This window comes from Actinoplanes oryzae (genome assembly GCF_030757795.1).
Taxonomy (GTDB): domain Bacteria; phylum Actinomycetota; class Actinomycetes; order Mycobacteriales; family Micromonosporaceae; genus Actinoplanes.
In genome coordinates this window covers 12,812-32,078 of the sequence record NZ_JAUQWH010000102.1, presented here as the reverse complement: position 1 = coordinate 32,078, position 19,267 = coordinate 12,812, and the positions used below count along the sequence as shown (strand labels likewise).

At 71.7% G+C, this 19,267-nt stretch carries 18 protein-coding genes; 3 read left to right on the top strand and 15 right to left on the bottom strand.

The genetic code is table 11. The features are described 5' to 3' along the window. From RBH18_RS28115 to RBH18_RS28075, 9 genes are all read right to left on the bottom strand, one after another. Positions 1-183, bottom strand: a 183-nt coding sequence (locus RBH18_RS28115; protein ID WP_306213060.1) for a hypothetical protein, incomplete at its 3' end; no start/stop codon positions are given. A 213-nt stretch (positions 184-396) separates the two neighbouring features. After that, positions 397-756 (bottom strand): fluoride efflux transporter CrcB, encoded by a 360-nt coding sequence (gene crcB / locus RBH18_RS28110; RefSeq protein ID WP_306213059.1) that lies wholly within the window; start codon positions 754-756, stop codon positions 397-399. Further along, entirely contained in the window at positions 753-1,094 is a 342-nt protein-coding gene (locus RBH18_RS28105) for a fluoride efflux transporter FluC (RefSeq protein ID WP_306213057.1), read from the bottom strand. Before RBH18_RS28105 ends, crcB begins: the two co-directional genes overlap by 4 nt. Positions 1,095-1,098: 4 nt before the next feature. Further along, complete coding sequence (locus RBH18_RS28100) at positions 1,099-2,112, bottom strand: hypothetical protein (protein ID WP_306213055.1); 1,014 nt, start codon at positions 2,110-2,112, stop codon at positions 1,099-1,101. Further along, complete coding sequence (locus RBH18_RS28095; protein WP_306213053.1) at positions 2,109-3,077, bottom strand: hypothetical protein; 969 nt, start codon at positions 3,075-3,077, stop codon at positions 2,109-2,111. Before RBH18_RS28095 ends, RBH18_RS28100 begins: the two co-directional genes overlap by 4 nt. After that, positions 3,074-4,657 (bottom strand): hypothetical protein, encoded by a 1,584-nt coding sequence (locus RBH18_RS28090; RefSeq protein ID WP_306213051.1) that lies wholly within the window; start codon positions 4,655-4,657, stop codon positions 3,074-3,076. The genes RBH18_RS28095 and RBH18_RS28090 overlap by 4 nt, the downstream gene beginning before the upstream one ends. Positions 4,658-4,675: 18 nt before the next feature. Continuing rightward, complete coding sequence (gene pseI / locus RBH18_RS28085) at positions 4,676-5,716, bottom strand: pseudaminic acid synthase (protein WP_306213049.1); 1,041 nt, start codon at positions 5,714-5,716, stop codon at positions 4,676-4,678. Beyond that, positions 5,713-6,189: a GNAT family N-acetyltransferase gene (locus tag RBH18_RS28080; RefSeq protein ID WP_372338995.1), complete on the bottom strand. Its 477-nt coding sequence runs from the start codon at positions 6,187-6,189 to the stop codon at positions 5,713-5,715. The genes pseI and RBH18_RS28080 overlap by 4 nt, the downstream gene beginning before the upstream one ends. After that, complete coding sequence (locus tag RBH18_RS28075; RefSeq protein WP_306213045.1) at positions 6,186-7,229, bottom strand: glycosyltransferase family 2 protein; 1,044 nt, start codon at positions 7,227-7,229, stop codon at positions 6,186-6,188. The genes RBH18_RS28080 and RBH18_RS28075 overlap by 4 nt, the downstream gene beginning before the upstream one ends. Positions 7,230-7,352: 123 nt before the next feature. Here RBH18_RS28075 and RBH18_RS28070 point away from each other — a divergent pair, with 123 nt between their 5' ends. Beyond that, positions 7,353-9,641: a putative bifunctional diguanylate cyclase/phosphodiesterase gene (locus RBH18_RS28070; protein WP_306213043.1), complete on the top strand. Its 2,289-nt coding sequence runs from the start codon at positions 7,353-7,355 to the stop codon at positions 9,639-9,641. A gap of 26 nt (positions 9,642-9,667) precedes the next feature. Further along, positions 9,668-9,841 carry a CsbD family protein gene (locus RBH18_RS28065; protein WP_305785808.1) on the top strand — a complete coding sequence of 58 codons (174 nt, stop codon included), beginning with the start codon at positions 9,668-9,670 and terminating at the stop codon, positions 9,839-9,841. Positions 9,842-9,880: 39 nt separating this feature from the next. On the opposite strand, the gene RBH18_RS28060 is transcribed toward RBH18_RS28065, so the two are convergent. The 3 genes from RBH18_RS28060 to RBH18_RS28050 form a co-directional block, all read right to left on the bottom strand. Further along, on the bottom strand, positions 9,881-12,055 hold the full coding sequence (locus RBH18_RS28060) for an MMPL family transporter (RefSeq protein ID WP_306213041.1): 2,175 nt from the start codon (positions 12,053-12,055) through the stop codon (positions 9,881-9,883). A 72-nt stretch (positions 12,056-12,127) separates the two neighbouring features. After that, on the bottom strand, positions 12,128-12,781 hold the full coding sequence (locus RBH18_RS28055; protein WP_306213039.1) for a LuxR C-terminal-related transcriptional regulator: 654 nt from the start codon (positions 12,779-12,781) through the stop codon (positions 12,128-12,130). Between the two features lie 29 nt (positions 12,782-12,810). After that, the gene (locus RBH18_RS28050; protein ID WP_306213037.1) at positions 12,811-14,085 is read right to left on the bottom strand and encodes a sensor histidine kinase; all 1,275 of its coding nucleotides are present in this window, start codon (positions 14,083-14,085) and stop codon (positions 12,811-12,813) included. 123 nt (positions 14,086-14,208) lie between these two features. Here RBH18_RS28050 and RBH18_RS28045 point away from each other — a divergent pair, with 123 nt between their 5' ends. After that, positions 14,209-15,342 (top strand): serine hydrolase domain-containing protein, encoded by a 1,134-nt coding sequence (locus tag RBH18_RS28045; RefSeq protein ID WP_306213035.1) that lies wholly within the window; start codon positions 14,209-14,211, stop codon positions 15,340-15,342. A gap of 60 nt (positions 15,343-15,402) precedes the next feature. Here the strand turns inward: RBH18_RS28045 and RBH18_RS28040 are convergent, their stop codons facing one another. The 3 genes from RBH18_RS28040 to RBH18_RS28030 all read right to left on the bottom strand — a co-directional run bounded on the left by RBH18_RS28040 (position 15,403) and on the right by RBH18_RS28030 (position 19,258). Next, complete coding sequence (locus tag RBH18_RS28040) at positions 15,403-15,897, bottom strand: MarR family winged helix-turn-helix transcriptional regulator (RefSeq protein WP_306213033.1); 495 nt, start codon at positions 15,895-15,897, stop codon at positions 15,403-15,405. Between the two features lie 167 nt (positions 15,898-16,064). Beyond that, positions 16,065-18,230: a hypothetical protein gene (locus tag RBH18_RS28035; protein WP_306213031.1), complete on the bottom strand. Its 2,166-nt coding sequence runs from the start codon at positions 18,228-18,230 to the stop codon at positions 16,065-16,067. Positions 18,231-18,271: 41 nt separating this feature from the next. Beyond that, positions 18,272-19,258, bottom strand: a complete 987-nt coding sequence (locus tag RBH18_RS28030; protein ID WP_306213029.1) for a glycosyltransferase family 2 protein — start codon at positions 19,256-19,258, stop codon at positions 18,272-18,274. Positions 19,259-19,267 lie beyond the last annotated feature (9 nt).

Genomic DNA, 19,267 nt, shown 5'->3' with positions numbered 1-19,267 from the left:
GCCGGTCCGCCCGGCGATGTGGCGACCGCCCGGATCCATGGCGAAGACAAGCGTGTACGCACCGGGCGACGGCAGCGCCAAGGGTTCCACCGCGCAGTCCCCACCGGCCCGCTGAGCGAGGGCCACACCGCCGAGCGCCGCCACGACCCCGACGCCCGCGGCCACCGCGAAACCGATCCGCACATCCCGCCGACTCCATCGCACCCCCGAGAGGATCCCCCACGCTGTCAACGGTGGTACCGGCGCCAGGTGTGCCAGTAGACATGACCGGCCGCACGGATCAGCCGCGCGGCAACGGTCGCCAGAAGCCCGGTCATCGCCCCATTGCAGCGCCGCGCCGGGCCCCGCGCCCTGATACGACCGCTGTCCGACACCCACGAAACGGCGGATTGCCGCTCACACGGGGGTGAGGGCGGCGGCGATGAGGAGGCCGAGGGAGGCGGCGCCGAGACCGGCGAGGATGCTGCCGAGCGCGTAGACGGCGGCGAGGGGGCGCTTACCGGAGCGGGCCAGGGTCAGCGTCTCGAAGCTGAAGGTCGAGTACGTCGTCAGCGCGCCGCAGAAGCCCGTGCCCAGCAGCGACACCAGCCACGGGTCGAGGGGCAGGCCGAGGACGATGCCCAGGATCAGGGAGCCGGCCACGTTGACGGTGAGGGTGCCCCACGGGAAGCCGTCGCCGGTCTTGAGGGAGCGGTCGGTCAGGTAGCGCAGGGGTGCTCCGACGGCCGCGCCCAGGGCCACGAGGAGAATCGTCACCGCCGCGCCACCAGGGAACCGGCCAGGGAGCCGGCCCAGGCGGCGGACAGGGAGCCGATGAGAGTGGCGGCCAGGTAGGCGAGGGCGACCGGGGGCCGCGTCAGCAGCACGTCGACGGTTGCCGTGGAGAAGGTGGTGTAGCCGCCCAGGAACCCGGTGCCCAGGAACAGGCGTACGGCGGGCCGGGACACGAGCGTGTAGAGGACGCCGATCAGGAAGCAGCCGGTGATGTTGATGGTCAGGGTGGACCACAGCGAGTGGTGCCAGGCCACCCCGATGCCGTAGCGGGCGACGGCGCCGACCATGCCGCCGGCCGCCACGACCAGAAGAGGGCGCACCGGATCACGATAGCGGGCAGCAGCTCTCGCCGTCGGGAACGGATGCGGTGGTGACGGTGATGTCGTGCAGCTCGACGCCCTCGGCCTGCTCCATGAGGATCGGCGACCAGGAGGCGCCCGTGCCTGCGCCGCGCAGGGTGCAGTGGTGGATCGAGGCGTCGCGGTAGGCGAGCGTGGAAACGAGTCCGTCGATCTCGCTCTTGCCCCAGCCGGCGGCCCGGACCGCGTAGCGCGGGCCGTTCCACTGCGCGCAGACGTTGCTGATCTCGATCGTCGAGCCGACCACGTCGGAGCTGACGAAGCGGTCGGTGTTGTCGCCGGGGAGCAGGCGGAAGGCCATCTCGACGTCGCGCAGGCAGGCGCCGTCGACCCGGACGTCGTGCACCGAGCTGAGGTAGAAGCCCTCGAGCGCGTCGCGGACCCGCAGGTCGGTGATGGTGAGGCGGTGCGGGTGGTAGGTCGGGCCCTCGATCGAGGCGACGTCCGCGCCCACGGCACCCCAGTGCACCGCGACCGCCGTGTAGCCGCCCTGCACGGTCACGTCGTGCAGCGTGATGTCCCGGACCGCGCCCATGAGCGCGATGCAGTTGGCGTGCTTCTCGTGCAAGCGCGACACCTGGACGCGGCGGATGTCGACGCGGCCGATCCACGAAGGCGTCGACTCGTAGAGATAGTCGCCCACGGTGATCGCGGTGCCGCGGTCGCCGCCGTGCTCGCCGGGGTCGGCGGGCGGTGGGCGCAGGCCGAGGTCGCTCACCGCCACGTCGGAGCCGAGCACGTGCAGCACCGGGTGACCGGTCGTGCCCGTCGAGGTCAGCCAGGTGCCCGGGCGGCCGCCGCCCGCGCCGGCCACTTCCGAGCCGCGCAGCGTCCAGCCGCCGGGCACGCGCAGGCCGTCGGCGATCGTGTGCTCGCCCGGCGGCAGCTCGAGCTTGCCGGCCGGCACGGTGTCGAGGATCTCCTGCAGGACGCGGCGGTTGCGGCCGGCGTCCGCGGTCAGCACCGGGCGGTGGATCATCGGCCCGTGCCCGGCTGGATGCGGCAGGACAGGCCCCGGTCCGCCGGGTCCAGCCCGATCAGGATCGGACCCTCGACCCCGGGCGGCCGGCGCAGCGTCAGGGTGGCGGCGCCGCGCTTCACGATCTCCAGATCCACGGGTACGCCGGTCAGCAGCGACGTCGCGTGCACGCCGAACCCGTCGGCGGGGCGCGCCTTGTTGACCTCGGCGAGGACCCGGTTGCCGGCCCGGCGGGCGATGCGCAGCGCCTTGAACCCGGCCCGCGCCGGCTTCTTCCGGCTCCACTTGTGCGTCGGCGACACCGGCAGCGGTGGCGGCGGGGTCACCGGGGTCACCTGCAGCCGGAACGTCTCCGCCGCGTCCGGTGTGACGACGGCCAGGTCGCAGCCGGTGCCTCCGGGCAGCTCGAGCGGGGTGGCGTTGGCGGGCTTCGGGCGTACGGAAATCTTGTCGATGCGCACCCCGAGAGCGGACCGCGCGGCAACCCGCCCGGCCAGCCAGTCGGGCCGCGGGGGCTCGGCGAGCTCGACCATCAGCAGGCCGTTGGCGTCCAGGTCCGCGGCGGGCAGGTCGAACTCGACCGTCACCTTCGCGCCGCCGGCCTTGCGCAGGCCCTGCCGCCGGGCGAGGACCGCGGCGCCGCGCAGCTTGCCCTGCGCGCGCACCAGCACGAGCCGGGGCAGCTCGGGGGCGAGCCGCGACGGGCGCACCCGGTCGGACCACCAGCGGGTGCCCATCTCGTCGAGGTGCACCAGCACGGAGACGCGGACGTCCTGGTCGGCGCCGCTCCACTTGAGGCCGACCGCGCCGTAGTCGCCGGTGACCCGGCCGACGATCTGCCGGCCGCGGACGACCTGGTCGACGATGGCCACGCCGCCGCTCTGCCCGCCCGTCACCTCCAGCGGCAGACCGTCGAGGACGATCGGGGTCTCGTCGTAGTCCGTGGCGAACCAGGTGCCGATCATGCGGTGAAGTCCGTCCGGGTGAGCATCGGCTCGCGGTGCGTCCACATCCGCTCAACCCGGCTGAACAGCGGGTCGGCGTCCATCTCGATGTGCCGGAACGTGGCGCGCATGGTCTTGAGCAGGGTGTCGGCGGGCCACACCTCCCACTGCGGGACCTGCGGGGTGACCACGTCGGCACCGCTGCGGTAGAGCCAGAGCCACAGCCGGGCGCGGCGCACCTGCTCCTCGCTCACGAGCTCGACGCCGTCACGGACGGCCTGGATGCTCTCGCCGAGGGTCTTCCAGTACGCCTCCTGGTCGTCCACCACCGTCGACAGCCCGCACGAGCTCCACTCGGACCAGCCGGCCTGGATGACCGGGATCCCGTACGCGGGCAGCTCGTTGCTGACGCTCCCGCGCACCGTGACACCGAGGTCGGTGAGGCTCCACAGCGCGTTCTTGCTGAGCGTGGCACTGGGCCGGAACGCCATGTGCTTGACCCGCTTGTACTGCTCGGCGAGCGAGTCGAAGAAGCCGGTCGAGTCGTAGAGCGCCTGACTCGGGTGGTCGAGGAAGAGCCACTGCGCCTCGGTGTGCTCGGCCGCATAGGCCGCCGTGTCGGCGAACCAGTCGGCGAGGCTCGGGAACAGCTCCCGGTTGGTGCCGAGCGCGTCGGAGACGGCGTGGTTGTAGACCGTGACGATCGGCCGGTCGGCGTCGAAGCCCAGCCGGTCGACGACGTGGGTGCGCAGCCGGGCCCGCTCGGCCGGGTTGTTGAGGTCGACCGAGGCGGTCACGCCGCCGCGCCACCAGCTCGGGCGGCCCAGGTTGACCTTGGCGCGCCAGGCGACGAGCTCGGCGGAGGAGCGCAACTCGTGCTGCCGAGGCCAGAGCTGGGTCTCGAAGACGTCGCCGATCTGCTTGGTGAGCTCCTCACGGAACGTACCCGTGTGGGTGTCGTTCTCGGGGAACAGCCCGTAGACCTTCAGGCAGCCGGTCTGCTGCGTGTGGATCACGGGGACGGCCGCCTGCCGCGCCGCCTCGGCCGCGAGCCCCCACTGGTCGTAGTCGACGTGGCTCGTGACGAGCGCGACGACGTTGCCGCCCGAGAAGAGCTGCTGGTAGTAGTCGTGCAGGCGGGTGGCGTACGCGTGCCGCAGTTGGTAGTCGGGCCGGGACTGGTAGCCCTGCGGGAGGCGCGGCAGCTTGGCGAGGCGGCAGTAGGTCGCGTCGGTGTACGCGACGATCGGCTCCTCGGCACGCGCGGGCGTGGCGGACTTGCGGACCAGGTCCCAGACGTCCACCACCTCGTTCGCGGCATAGGACTGGGCGACCCGGCGCACGATGGTGATGTCGAAGCCGCTCCAGAGCGTCGCCATCCACGCGTCCTCGACGCCGGTCAGCACCACCATCCGCGCCGGCTGCAGCTTGCGGATCGCGTTGGCGACCGCGAAGTTGCGCAGGTTGACCCGGATGTCCTGGTGGAACGCCTCCACCACGATGACCGCGTCGTCAGCCGGCTTCGGGAGGTTCTTCTCCCAGAACACCGACGCGGACTCCAGGAAGACCTGGAGCTCCTTGCTGTTCGCGTTGAGCCACACCGTGTTGTTCCGTGCCTCTCAGATCAGGTCCCAGGACAGCGGCGTGCCCTTGGCCGCGTCCTGCTGGAAGGTGCGTCCGAGCACCATGCCGATGGCGTCGGGGGCCAGACCGCCGGTCGGGCGGATCGACCGGACGTTCTGCTCGGTGACGGCGTCCCCGGCGCGGACGTCCTCCACCACGTAGAGGGACCGGCGGAACCGCAGGCCCTCCTTCTCGGCCTCGGTCGGGCCGATCGAGGTGGTGCCGAGCGACTGCCACGCCCGCTCGGACTCCACCACGAGCGCCGTCAGCTCGGCCGGGGTCAGCGAGAACGCCGAGTCGACGCCGCCGTCCTCCCGGTCCATGGTGAGGTGCTTCTCGATCAGGCAGGCGCCGAACGCCACGCTCGCGATCGGCACCCCGATGCCCAGGGTGTGGTCGCTGAGGCCGATCGGCAGCTGCAGCGCCTCGGCGAGCACCGGGATGCGGCGCAGGTTGGTGTGCTCCGGCGGGGCCGGGTAGGACGCGGTGCAGGACAGCACGACGATGTCCTTCGCCCCGGCGCCCCGGGCGGCGTCGACCGCGGCGGCGATCTCCTGCAGGGTCGCCATGCCGGTCGAGATGATCACGGGCTTGCCGGTGCTCGCGCAGTTGCGGATCAGCGGGAGGTCGGTGATCTCCGACGACGCGATCTTGTAGAGCGGGGCGTCCAGGCTCTCGAGCAGGTCGATCGCCGTCCGGTCGAAGGGGCTGGAGAAGGGCGTCAGCCCGCGCTCACGCGCCCGCTCGAAGATCGCCTGGTGCCACTCCCACGGCGTGTGCGCGCGCTCGTAGAGCTGGTAGAGGTACTCGTTGCCCCACAGCTCGTGACCGGAGGAGATCTGGAAGCGCGGGTGCTTCACATCCACGGTCATGGTGTCGGCCGTGTAGGTCTGGATCTTGATGGCGTGGGCGCCGGCGTCGGCTGCCGCGTCCACGAGCGCGAGCGCCCGGTCCAGCGAGCCGTTGTGGTTGCCGGACATCTCGGCCACGATGTACGGCCGCTTGCCCGCACCGATCTCCACGTCGTTCACGATCACTTGTCGATCCCTCTCTCGGTCCACACCACGGTCTGCGGCACTCCGTCGATCAGCCGCTCGTAGCGCTTGGTCTCCCGGAAGCCGAAGCGCCGGTGCAGGGCGATGACCTGCTTGTTGCTCGCCAGCTGCTCGCCGCCGAGCCGGGTCAGGCCCAGCGGCCCGAACGCGTGGTCGACCGCGGCCTGCTCCAGCCGCAGCCAGGCGGGCAGCAGCCTGCTGCCCAGTCCGGCCACGTCCAGGTAGAAGCTCCAGCTGGGCGGATCCTCCCGCAGATCGAAAATCACGACGCCGCAGTCGTCGTAGATCAGGATGTGCCGCCGCGGGTCGTTCATGGCGTTTTCCCACCACTTGGCGTGCTCCTCGGGGGAGATCACGTGGGTGGACAGGCTCACCGCCCGGACGTCCGGGTGGTTCCGCCAGGTGAGCACCACATCTCGGTCTGCATCGACGGCGTCTCGCAACACCGGCGTCACCGTATGGAGGCCGCCTGAGCCTGCTGTGTCGGGGAGGCAAGGGCGGGGCGAACCGCAGGTGACGGCTCGGGGTCACGTTTCGTCATCCGGTACGCCTGGCGAAGTCCCGCGTACAGCGGGTAGTTGTTCAGCCGGACGAGCCGGTGCTTGATCCCCGGAGAGGCGTCGTAACCAGCGGGAAGGTGGCGGCGGTAGTGCCGCGCGAGGCGCCGGAAGTACGCCCGGCGGTGGCGCGGATCCAGCCGGCCGTCGTTCCCGAGGACCACCAGCAGGTGGTTCACCATCAAGGTGAACAGCAGGTTGCGCAGCCGCGGCTCCGGGTCCCGTCGCCCGACCCAGGCGAGCATCCGGTCGTACTGGTCGAAGGCCTCGAAGTGGCGGTCGCTGCGGGTCGCCGTGATGGCCCCGAGCCGCCCGACGCGGTAGTGGTAGCAGACCCGGTCGAGGATCTCGATCTTGCGAGCGGCGAGCAGGACCGGGTTGCTGAACGGGACGTCCTCGTACCAGCCGGGCTGGAAGCGCAGGTCGATCTCGTCGAGGTGGCCGCGCCGCACGATCCTGTTCCAGGCGGTGTGCTGCAGCCGCAGCAGGCTTGCCAGCTGCGGATCCTTGAGCACGCCGCTGCTCGCGTCGGGCTCCAGCCGGCCGTTCTCGTGCACGCGCAGGTGGTCGATGAGCAGCACGTCCGGGCGCTCGGCGCGCAGCCTGTCCAGCACCGCGCGCATCGAGCCGGCGGGGAGCCAGTCGTCGCTGTCGACGAACCAGACGTAGTCGCCGCGGGCCTCCGCCAGGCCGGCGTTGCGCGCCAGGCCCAGGCCGACGTTGTGGCTCAGGTGCACGACGCGCAGGTCGCCGTGCCGGTCCGCATAGCCGTCGAGCATCGCGCCGCAGCTGTCCGGCGAGGCATCGTCCACCGCGATGACCTCGACCGACGCCGACTCCTCGGGGGTCAGGCCGGCGCGGAGGGACTCGAGGCACTGATAGAGGTAGCCCTCCACCGCGTACACCGGGACGACAACCGACAGCAGGACCGGATTCATGTCCGACAGGTTTCGCCCTCAGAGTGACGAAAGTCGTAACCCCGGTTGGACACCTCGCGAATTACTTGACCGACTCCCCGGACGGCCGATGGTTCCTGGGTAACGACTCACTGGGAGGCACGCGTGGGCACATCCGCACGCCCTGATCCGCTCCTGCGGACCGCGGTGGGCATCGCGGTGGCCGCCCTCGTCTGGTTCGCGGTCAACCTGGTGCTATCGGTCGGCCCGCGCATCCTGCTGTGGCTGCCCACCGTCGCCGCCGGGGTCGTGAGCCTGCTCGCCGTGCGGCGCACCGCCGTGCTGCCGGCCCTGCCCGCCCCGACACAGCGCTTCTGGCGCCACATGACCGCCGTGGTGGGCCTGATCACGCTCGCCGTCTCCGCGCAGGCCGTCGACGTGCTCACCGCCACCGACCCGTACGGCTCCCACACCGGCAACGTCATGCTGTCGCTGAGCGGTCCCGCCGTGCTGATCATCATCTACGCGCTCTACCGGCTGCCGCTGAACACGCGGACACCCGGCGAGGTGGCCCGCGTCATCCTCGACGCCGGCACGGTCGCCCTCTCCGCGACGCTGTTCATCTCGCACTTCTCCCCCACGCTGGGCAGCGGGGTGGGCACGGCGGTGTCGCTGTTGCTGACGGTGTTGTCGCTGCTGGCGCTCTTCGCCGTGTCGAAGGTCATCCTCTCCAGCCACCTGCACGTCAGCGGGACCGCCCTACGGCTGCTCGCGGCGGCGATCTTCGTCGGGGCGCTCGCGCCGCTGAGCCGCCCGGTGCTCGAGGACATCGACCCGTCGCTGTTCCCGGGCATGGTCACGTACCCGGGGATCTTCCTGTGTGCCGCGTGGGCCGCCGCCCGGCAGCGCGCCGAGGCCGTCCCGGTGAAGCGCCGCGGTCAGCCGCCGGCCCGCCGCCGGTCCTTCAGCCCGCTCCCGTACGTCGCCGTGGCCGCCGTCGACGCGCTGCTGGTCCACGTCACCTGGGTCGAGGCGGCCGACGAGACGATCGTCGTGGCCGCCGCCGTGACCCTCACCGCGCTCGTCGTCCTGCGGCAGCTCATCGCCTTCCGCGACAACAACCGCCTGCTGCAGAGGCTCGACCACGGCGCCACCCACGACGCCCTCACCCAGCTGCCCAACCGGGCCCTGTTCCAGACCCGCCTGCAGAAGGCCCTGACCGCCCCCGGCGACCGCCCGGTGGCCGTGGCGCTGATCGACCTCGACGACTTCAAGGAGGTCAACGACACCCTCGGCCACGAGGTCGGCGACCAGCTGCTCATCGGCGTCGCCAAGCGCCTCGAGGGCTGCATCCGGGTCGAGGACACCGTCGCGCGGCTCGGCGGCGACGAGTTCGTGGTGGTGCTCGACGACGCCGACCCGCAGGCCGCGGACCTGGCCGCCGAGCGCATGTCCAACGCGCTGCAGCAGCCCGTCTACGCCGACGGGCACGAGCTGCCGATCCGCGCCAGCATCGGCATCGCCGACGGCCGCAGCGGCGACGAAGCCTCGGTGCTGCTCCGGCACGCCGACATCGCCATGTACGCCGCCAAGAAGCTCGCCGGCACCTCCTACCTGCACTACGAGCCGGGCATGGCCAACACCGGCACCGCGCACGCCCACCTCGGCGCCGAGCTGCGCGACGCCCTGGCCGCCGGCGAGTTCTTCCTGCTCTACCAGCCGATCGTCGACCTGGTCGACGGCCGCATCACCGGCACCGAGGCGCTGGTCCGCTGGGCCCACCCGGTCCGCGGCACCCTCGCCCCGGACGCGTTCATCCCGGTCGCCGAGCGCACCGGCCTGATCGTCCCGCTCGGCGCGCTCGTCATGCGGACGGCCTTCGCCCAGCTCGCCGCGTGGATCGCCGAGCACGGCGACGCCGCCCCGCGCTCGCTCAACGTCAACGTGTCGGCCCGGGACCTGCGCGAACCCGGCTTCGCGGAGGGCGTCGCCGCGCTGCTCGCCGAGCACGACCTGCCCGCCGACCGGGTCGTTCTGGAGATCACCGAGACGATGGCGCTGGAGCCCGGGCTGTCGGTCACCAATCTGCACCGGTTGCGGGCTCTGGGCGTACGCATCAGCCTGGACGACTTCGGCACCGGCCACTCGACGCTGTCGATGCTGCACGAGTGCCCGATCGACGAGATCAAGCTGGACCGCTCCTTCACCCAGTCGGAGCCCGACGACCGCGTGCCGATGTCGGCTGCCGTCATCCACCTCGCCCAGGTCCTCGGCCTGCACGCGGTCGCCGAGGGCGTCGAGACGGCCGCCCAGGCCGAGATGCTGCTCCAGCAGGGGTACGTGGCCGCCCAGGGCTACCACTTCGCCCGGCCGATGCCTCCCGAGATGCTCGGCGACCTGCTGCGCAGCGGGGCGGGATTGCCGGGGACACCAGTGGGTATGACCAGGGCGTAGAACTCCGCTCCCCCTGGAGGTTTGTCATGGGTGCCGACGACAAGATCGACAACAAGGCCGAGGAGCTCGGCGGCAAGGCCAAGGAAGGCATCGGCCGGGCCACCGACGACGAGCAGCTCGAGGCCGAGGGCAAGGCCGACCAGAAGAGCTCGAAGCTCAAGCAGGCCGGCGAGAACATCAAGGACGTCTTCAAGAAGTGAGCATTGCGGGGCCCGTCACCCGACGGGCCCCTGCTCTGCCTAGCGGCTTGCTATGAGCTCACGGTGCCGGCCGGCGGGCTCGGGTCCGGCCGGGGTGGTGTCGTGGGCGACCTGCGGCAGCCAGTTCAGCCAGCGCGGCAGCCACCAATTGCGCTCGCCGAGCAGGACCATCACCGCGGGCAGCAGGACCGCCCGGATCAGCGTGGCGTCGAGCAGGACCGCGGCGGCGAGGCCGACGCCGAGCTCCTTGGTGCTGAGCAGCGGCAGGGTGGCGAAGAGCGCGAACACCGCCACCATGACCACGGCCGCGCTGGTGATGACGCCGGCCGTGCCGCCGATGCCCCGGGCGACCGCCTCGCGCGTGGGCAGGCCCTGGTCGTGACCCTCACGGATGCGGCTCAGCACGAACACGTGGTAGTCCATCGAGAGCCCGAACAGGATCGTGAAGAGGAACAGCGGCATCCAGTTGGTGATGCCGCCGCCGGACTGGAAGTCCAGCAGGTTCTCGAAGTGGCCGTCCTGGAAGACGAAGACCAGCATCCCGTACGCGGCGGCGACCGACAGCAGGTTCAGCACCACGCCGGTGGCAGCGACCACGACCGAGCGGAACGACACGAGCAGCAGCAGGAACGCGAGCCCCAGCACGAAGGCGAAGACCCATGGCAGGGACGCGCTGAGCCGGTTGCCGAAGTCGACTGTTTCGGCCGTCTCGCCGGTGACCGCCACGGTCGCGCCGGGCAGCTTCCCGAAGGACTCCGGGGCCACCTGCTTCCGCAGCGTGGTGAGAGCGGCGCGATCGTCGCCGGTGAGGACCACGGAGACCACGGCGACCGTCCCGGCGGGGTTGATCCGCACGTCGACAGGCTCCTGCATTCGGCCGCTCGCCAGCGCGGCCTTCTTGAAGTCCGCGACCGCCGTCTCGAAGGGCGCTCCCGTCACGTCGTCGGCGCGGACGACCACCTCGGCCGGGCTGCCCTCGCCCGGGAACGCCTCCGCGATCCGGGTGAGCGCCTGCACGGTCGGGATGCCCGGCGAGAAGTCCGTCAGCTCCTCGCCCTTGGTCTTCATGCCGAGCACGGGCGCCGCGAGCACGCCGAGGACCGCCACCGCCGCGAGGGCGGAGAGCAACGGCCTGGCGAGGACGACGCGGAGGACGGCGTTCCAGACGCGGCTGTCCGTACGGCGGCGGTAGAGGCCCGGGATCTTGATCGCGTCCACCCGCTCGCCGAGCACGGAGAGCATGGCGGGCAACACGGTCAGGGAGCCCAGCACCGCGGTCGCCACCACCAGGATGGTCGCCACGGCGAAGCTGCTGAACACGGCGTCCCGGGTCAGGAACATGCCGGCCATCGCGGCGATCACGGTCAGCCCGGACACCCAGATCGAGCGGCCGGACGTCTGCGCGGCCACCACGAGGGCCCGGTGCGCGTCGGCACCCCGCCGCCGTTCGTCCCGCTCACGCCGGATGTAGAACAGGCAGTAGTCGACCCCCACCGCCAGGCCGACGAGCAGCATCACGTGCATCGTCGTGTCGACCGTGGGCACCAGGCGGCTGGCCACGGCGAGCAGGCCGGTCGCCGCCACCACCGCGGTGACGGCCAGGCCCACGGGCAGCAGCGCCGCCACCACGGCCCCGAAGGCGACCAGCAGGATGCCGATCGTGATCGGGATCGACAGCATCGACAGCCGGGACAGCCCGGCGTCCAGCTCGCCGCCGATCATCTTGTCGCCGCTGGCGGACCCGGCCTCGGCGATGTAGAGCTCCGGGTGCTGCGCCTGCACGGCCGCCACGGTGTCGAGCACCGGCTGTACGCGGTCCTCGGCGGTCTCCGGGTCGCCCACGATGCTGAAGTTCACCAGCGTCGACCGGCCGTCCTGTGACGTCAGCGGCTCGCCGAGGCCGGTGACCTCCGCTTGCTTCCGCAGCGCCTTCACCACCTCGGCAACCGCGGCTTCCCGCCCGTCGCCCTGCACCAGCACCATCTCGCCGGCCGGCTGCTCCGGGAAGCCGGCGTCCGCGACGATCCGGTCCGCGCGCTTCGACTCGCCGTGGCCGGTCTGCACGCCGTCGGCCTCGGTGGTGCCGATGAGTCCACTCAGGACGACCATCGCCGCGACGAGGGCCACCCAGCCGAATATCGCGAGCGCCCGGTGGCGGGCGCTCCACATCGCGGCCCGTGCCGCGATTCCCGTGACTTCCTGTCCGTTTCCCATGCCCAGAAACGCTATGGAGCCCGGCGACCGGCAACGATCCCCTCAGCACCCCGGTTGGTGGTAGGGCCTGCCCTACCCCTTCTCCCCCTGCAGGTAGGTCAGCACGGCCAGGACGCGGCGGTGTTGCTCCTCGTCCTGGTGCAGGCTCAGCTTCGTGAAGATGTTGCGGACGTGCTTCTCGACCGCGCCCTCGGTGACGACCATCTTCCGGGCGATCGCGGTGTTCGAGCGGCCTTCGGCCATCAGGCTCAGGACCTCCCGCTCGCGCGGGGTCAGCGTCCGCAACGGGTCGTCGCGGCGCCGGCGCACCAGCAGCTGGCTGATGACCTCGGGGTCGAGGATCGTGGCGCCGCCGGAGACCTGGCGCAGGGCGTCGAGGAAGTCGGCGACCTCGGACACCCGGTCCTTGAGCAGGTAGCCGACCGCGCCCCGGCGGTCGGCGAGCAGGTCGTCGGCGTAGGTCACCTCGACGTACTGGGACAGCACCAGGATCGGGCTCCCGGGCACCCGCGACCGCGCCTCGACGGCGGCGCGCAGGCCCTCGTCGGTGTGGCTGGGCGGCATGCGCACGTCCACGATGGAGATGTCGGGGCGGTGCTTCTCGATGGCCGCCACCAGGGACGGGCCGTCGCCGACCGCTGCCTCGACGGTCCAGCCGTTCTCCCGGACGAGGCGGACGAGCCCCTCGCGCAGCAGCACGGCGTCGTCGGCAATAACCACGCGCATGCCCGGCAGCGTAACCGCTGCCGGGTTGCTCAGAGCGGCAGTGCCGCTGTCAGGGTCGTGCCGCCGCCCGCCGGGCTGGTGATGCTCAGCACGCCGCCCGCCGCCTCGACCCGGTCGCCGAGGCCCGCCAGCCCGTGCCCCTTGGCCGTGCTGGCGCCGCCGACCCCGTCGTCCGCCACGGTGATCATCAGCCCGGTCAGCTCGCGCCGGACCGTCACCTGCACCTCGGCGGCGTGGCTGTGCTTGGCGACGTTGGTGAGCGCCTCGGCGACCACGAAGTAGGCGGTGCTCTCGACCACCGGGTCCAGCCGCTCGGCGACCGGCGCGTCCAGGTCCACCGGCACGGTGCAGCGGCCGGCCAGGGCGGTGAGCGCCGCCTGCAGACCCCGGTCGACCAGGATGGGCGGGGCGATGCCGCGCGACAGGGCACGCAGCTCATCCAGGGTCTCGCGGGTCTGCGCGAGGGCCTCGGCGACGGTCGCGCGGGCCGCCTCGGGGTTGGTGGCGAACTGCTGCTCGGCCCGGCCCAGATCCATCGCGAGGCGGACCAGCCGCTGCTGCGGGCCGTCGTGGATGTCGCGCTCGAGCCGGCGCAGCGCCGTGGCCTCGGCCGAGACCGCGGCCGCCTTCTGCGCCTGGGCGGTGTCCCGGGCGGCGGTGGCCTCGGCGACCTGCTCCCGCAGCTCGCTCACGCCGGAGAGCAGCCCGCGGGCGAAGTACGCCTCCATCATCGCCATGCCGCGCAGCACCGGATAGAGCGTGCCGAGGAAGAAGACGCCCAGCGCCAGGTAGAACACGACGGCCGCGCCGAAGGACTCGCCCATGCCCAGCAGCTCGGGCAGTTGCTGGTTGTCGGGCCCGTTGGGCACCGCCCAGCCCCAGGCCCCATAGCTGAACCCGGCCAGCAGCCCGGCCCACCACACGACGGCGAAGCAGAAGGCGATCGTGCTCGGGATGAACCGGAACAGGCCGTGCACCCAGTCGAGCCAGGCCTGGCCGTCGGTGATCGGGGTGATCAGCTTGCGCACCCACGACTGCCCGGGCGCGGCTCTCTTGTAATACGGATGGGGCAGCCGCCGCCCCAGCACCGGACCGATCCGGTGCCGCTCCAGCGTGGCGAAGCCGCGGGCGACCATGAGCGTGCCGGCGAGGATCGGCACACCGAACCACAGGATGCCGGCACCGATGCCCAGACCCAGGCCGGCCAGGGTGAGCACCAGGGTCACGAGGCCCAGCGGGAAGCCGAGAAGAACGAACTGGGTGTCGAGGCCGACCTGGCGGAACACCCGGCGGGTGGGAGTCATGAGGCGAATCTATGCGGCCGGGGCACTTTCCCCGATCCCGCTCGCTACCCGGTTGATGGTAGTGCTGGCCCTACCTTGCGCGATTCGGCCATGACGGTTCGCTTCCTGCGCGATGCTGAACCCGTGACCAGCTGGATGAACCTCCAGGCCGCGGTGCAGCGGCAGATCGACTCGCTGGTGTTCGCGGGTCGCGAGATCGGGGTGCAGGTCGCCGCCTACCTCGACGGCGAGCTCATCGTCAACGCCACCTCCGGGCTCGCCGACGAGTCGACGGGCACCCGCGTCACGCCCGACACCCCGTTCTTCAGCTTCTCCACGGGCAAGGGCCTGACCGCCACCGCGGTCCACGTCCTGGCGGAGAAGGGCAAGATCGACTACGACCTGCGCATCGCCGACGTCTGGCCCGAGTACGCCCGGCACGACAAGGGCGCCACGACGCTGCGCCACGCCCTGACGCACTCGGCCGGGGTGCCGGCGCTCCCGTCGTACACGACGCCGGAGGATTTCCTCGACTGGGACCGCATGTGCCGCACCATCGCGGGCTCCACCCCGTCGTGGACGCCGGGCACCAGGCACGGCTTCCACGAGTGGACCTGGGGCTGGCTGATCGGCGAGGTGGTCCGCCGCGCCACCCAGCGCCCCATCGCCTGGGTGGTCGCCGAGGACATCGCCCGCCCGCTGGGCGCCGACCGCGAACTCTTCTTCGGTGTCCCGCCCCAGGAGCTCAACCGCTGCGCCCGCCTCAAGGACCGCAACTGGCGCATGGCCCTGGACCAGCTCAGCGCCAACATCGAGCATTTCGACGAGATCGCACCCCCCGGCGTACGCCCGGAAGCCGCCCTCGCCAACCGCCGCGACATCATGCAGACCGACATCCCCGCGGTGGCGACGGTCAGCGCCCGCGCCATGGCCCGCATGTACGCCGCCCTGATGGGCCACGTCGACGGCGTCCGCCTCATCTCCGAGAACCACCTCCGCGAGGTGACCACGGTCCTGACCAGCGGCCCGGACTGGGCCTTCAACGGCGACCTGCCCAAGACCCTGGGGTACGTCTCCCAGCTGGGCGGGGCCCGCATCGGCTGGAGCGGCAACGGGGGCAGCCTGGCCGGCTTCTACCCCGACCTGAAACTGGCCATCGCCATCACCAAGAACTACCTGGGCACAACGGAAGACGACCCGATGGAGGGCATCGCCGCAATGATCCACTCAGCGGCCGCCGAGCAGCGCGCGGTGACCCATGCGCAGGCCGTCTCCTGAGCTGTCTTCCAGGCGCGCCTCCCTCCTCGCCCGGCCGGTTCTCTGGCGCCGGGGCCTTCCTCAGGAGGTCGCTTGCCTGCGCCGGGCTGATCGGGGCGGCCGTGCCCGCATGGAGGTTCGCACCCGCCCCATGATGTCGGTGATGGCAGCAATGTCCGCATCACTCAGCGTGTCGAGCAGCAACGTCTGCACCACCTCGACATGCCCCGGAAGCACCTGAAGGAGCAACCGCCGCCCCGAGTCCGTGAGCGTGACCACCGTGCTCCGCTCGTCGTCCTCGCTGGGCCCCCGAGTGACAAGCCCGCCCTTCTCCAACTGCGCCGCCTGATAGGTCAGCCCACTGCGACTGTGCACGATCCCGTCCGCTAGATCAGTCATCCGCATGCTGTGCCGAGGGGCGTCCCCCAGCATGGCGAGAATCTGAAACTGCGTCCCGGTCAGCCCCCCGTCCGCCTTGAGCTGCTGCTCAACGGCATCCTGCAGGAGGCTGGAGACCTCCTTGAGCGCCAGATAGGCGGCCAGCTTCTCCGGATCCAGATCATGGCTCTGCGTCACCCCACTATGGTACTTGCTTCTAATTCGAAGCTGCACCACACGAGCCGGCCCGGCCCGCTGAAGGCAGCAGCCCAATGCTCCGGCGACCATAACCAGGATCGGCGGCACAGGTGACAAGTTGTCCACAGCCCTGTGGATAACGGCGGCCGGCGGCGTTCGGGGCGGAGTCAGAGCTCGTAAATCGTGACGGGGCCCTCGGTGTGGCGGAGCTTGGTGAGGGTTGCCAGCTGGGGGGAGACCTTGCCGGCTCGGAGGTCCGCTACCAGCCATTTGACGCCGTAGGTGGTTCGGAGGGTGTGGAGGTCGGCGGGGGTGGGGGTGGTGAAGACCTTCTGGTTGAGGTCGAATTTCGCCGGGTCGGGGGCGGGCTGGAGGACGTATTTGAGGCCGTCGGTGCCGTTGGCGGCCACGGTGGCGTCGGAGTAGGCCCAGCTTTCGACGAGGGTTCGGCGGCCGGTGAGGGCGGTGACCCAGAAGGAGCGGGCGTCGCAGGGCTTGTAGCGGTTCATGGGCATGCAGTGGACGTTGGTGGCGATCACGTCGGTGGGTGGGGTGTTGGCGTTCACCCACAGGGCCGCGCTCATCTCCTCGCGGAAGACCGTACGCGTGTACGGGAGCGGCGAAGCGCTGCCGAAGGCGGCCGTCCACAGCGTGCGGGCCTGGGTCTCCATGCCGCCGGCCACGCTGGCGCCCAGCAGGGCCGCGAGCACAGCCACCGTCAGCGAGCGGACGCTCCTGCGCAGCACCAGGACGAGCACCAGCCCGAGAGCGACCGGGATCAGCGCGCGCAGCGCCGGCGTCGCCATGGCCCACAACCAGTCGTGCCACGAGGTTCGGCCGACCGGGGTGAAGACGTCGGGGGCGGCGACGGCCCAGACGGCGCCCGCGGCCAGGCCGGCAGCGGGCACCCACCAGCGGCGCACCTGGTCGGCGAGGAGCCATGTGGTCAGGATGGCGCCGGCCGGCAGGGCGCACAGGAAGAAGTACAGCTGGCTGGCCGACGGGTGCCACAGCAGCCACGTCGCGCCGAGCCCGGCGAGGATCATGCCGCTGAGCAGCCAGTAGGCCGGGTCGCGGCGACGAGAGAGGCCCACGACCCCCAGCCAGCGGGGCGACTCCATGAGCAGCCACCACACGATGACGGCGACGGCGAAGGCCCACGCCGGGCCGGTCGCGCCCTGCAGGCCGGGTGGCAGCAGGCCGCCGGCCACGACACCGTCGTTCACGCCGAGGGTCTCGGCGTAGGGCGGCATCCAGCGCAGGACGCTGAGCGCCTGGACGCCCAGGGTGCCGGCGCCCCCGCCCGCGAAGAGCCGCGTGCCCAGGTACATCGGAACGGCAAGCGCGACCAGGAAGCCGAGCACGGCCCACGACCGCCGTTTGCCGACGAGACACAGGGCCACCCCGGCGACCAGGGGAGGCAGCGCACTGGACTTGGCGCCCGCGCACGCCAGCGCCAGCACCGGCACGAGGAACCAGACCGGTCCGAGGCGGCCGCCGCGCACCAGGTCGACCGCGATCAGGGTCAGCAGGCCCAGGAGCGGGACGGCGTACGTCTGCGAGGGGCTGGCGAACACGAGCGGGCTGTTCCCGTACGCGACCAGCTCCGCGCCGAGAGTGAGCGGCGCACCGATCAGCGCGACCGCCGCGGCGAGCGGGCCCGCCCACCAGCGTCCGCTCACCTCACGGGCGATGGCGTCGATCACCAGCGCGGCGGTGGCGGCGATCGGCACCATCCACAGCCGGGTCAGGACGAGTTCCGCCGGCAGCCCGGTGATCATGCTCGCGGCGGCCATGTCGGCGTCGGACAGATAGTGGTAGCGCAGCGTGTCGCCGGCGAGCTGCGGCACCTCGAACGGCATCGAGCGGGTCATCTCGTGCACCAGCGCGAGGTGGTACAGCAGGTCGGGGTAGTAGGAGGCGTCCGCGGGCGGCACCGGGACCAGCACCCACGAGGACGCGGCCCAGCCGACCGTGAGCACCAGCACCCCGCAGATCGCCCAGTGCCACAGCACCGGCAGGCCGGGGCCGGGCGGGCGGCGCCAATGCCGGCGCAGCGGCGGCACGGCCACGAACACCAGGATCACGAGCAGCGGCCAGCACCACAGCACCTGCTGCAGCCCCGTGGCAGCGGCCAGCGCCCACCCCACGAGCTGCACGAGCAGTCCGGTGGCGGCGCCGAGACCCAGGGTGCCGGAGCCACGGAACGCCCGGTGCACGAGCGTGCCCGGCAGGACCACGCCCACGGCGAAGTACGCCGCATAGCGGGCCACGGCGGCCGGCCCCACGTCGGTGAGCAGCAGCGCGACAACGAACACAGCAACGGCGAGCAACCAGGGAAGAGCAACGGCCGCGCGCCGGGAGAGACTGGCTGTCACCGCACCGCCGCAGGAGAGCGCTGCTGAGGAATGTCGGGGGAGACCACGGGCGCCGACGCGGAGTCGAATCCGATGTGGAAGGTCGGGCGGCTCTGCACGGTCCGGTAGATGCGGGCGACGTACTCCCCCAGCAGCCCGAGGCAGATCAGCTGGACGGCGGAGAGGAGCAGCACGGCGAGGAACAGCGACGTCCAGCCCGGGATCACCGTGCCGTTCGACCAGACGATCACGCCGAAGACCATGAGGCCCAGGCAGATCAGGAAGGCGGTCACGCCGAGCCAGGTGGCCAGCCGCAGCGGGGCCGCCGAGAAGTTCGCCGTGCTGTCCCAGGCGAGGCCCACCATCTTGCGGAGGGGGTATTTGGTCTCGCCGGCGGCTCGCCGCTCGCGGGCGTAGGTCACGGTGGCCGAGGCGAAGCCGAGCGACGGCACGAGCAGGCGGTAGACCGGCGCCCGCTCGGGCAGCGCCTTCAGCACGTCGACGACCTCGCGGCTGAGCAGGCGGAAGTCGCCGGCCTGCGCGGGCATGCCGGGCCCGACCAGGCGGCGCATGACGCGGTAGTAGGCGCCCGCGGTGTGCCGCTTGAAGGGCGTGTCGGTGCTGCGGTCGGAACGGACCCCGTACACGACGTCGACGCCCTCGTCGCGGGCGGTGCGCAGCATCTCGGCGATCGTCTCGGGCGGGTCCTGCAGGTCGGCGTCGATGCTGACCACCCACTGGCCCCGGGCGCGGTGCAGGCCGGCGGTGAGCGCCGCCTGGTGGCCGCTGTTGCGGCGCAGCTGCACCAGGCGGAGCTCGTGCCACTCGGCAGCCCGGGAGAGCACCAGCTCGGCGGTGCGGTCGCCGCTGCCGTCGTCCACCGCGACCACCTCGTACGAGACATCGAGGCTGTCGAGGGCCGGGCGCAGACGGTCGACGAGTGCCGGGATCACGGCCTCCTCGTTGTACATCGGCACGACGACCGACAGGACGATGCTCTGCACGGGGCTGTT

What these genes read in the sequence shown, in the direction of transcription:
- RBH18_RS28100 (WP_306213055.1), bottom strand. Translation starts at nt 2,112, where the DNA reads ATGATCCACCGCCCGGTGCTGACCGCGGACGCCGGCCGCAACCGCCGC.
- RBH18_RS28095 (WP_306213053.1), bottom strand. Translation starts at nt 3,077, where the DNA reads ATGATCGGCACCTGGTTCGCCACGGACTACGACGAGACCCCGATCGTC.
- RBH18_RS28075 (WP_306213045.1), bottom strand. Translation starts at nt 7,229, where the DNA reads ATGAATCCGGTCCTGCTGTCGGTTGTCGTCCCGGTGTACGCGGTGGAG.
- RBH18_RS28065 (WP_305785808.1), top strand. Translation starts at nt 9,668, where the DNA reads ATGGGTGCCGACGACAAGATCGACAACAAGGCCGAGGAGCTCGGCGGC.
- RBH18_RS28060 (WP_306213041.1), bottom strand. Translation starts at nt 12,055, where the DNA reads ATGGGAAACGGACAGGAAGTCACGGGAATCGCGGCACGGGCCGCGATG.
- RBH18_RS28055 (WP_306213039.1), bottom strand. Translation starts at nt 12,781, where the DNA reads ATGCGCGTGGTTATTGCCGACGACGCCGTGCTGCTGCGCGAGGGGCTC.
- RBH18_RS28050 (WP_306213037.1), bottom strand. Translation starts at nt 14,085, where the DNA reads ATGACTCCCACCCGCCGGGTGTTCCGCCAGGTCGGCCTCGACACCCAG.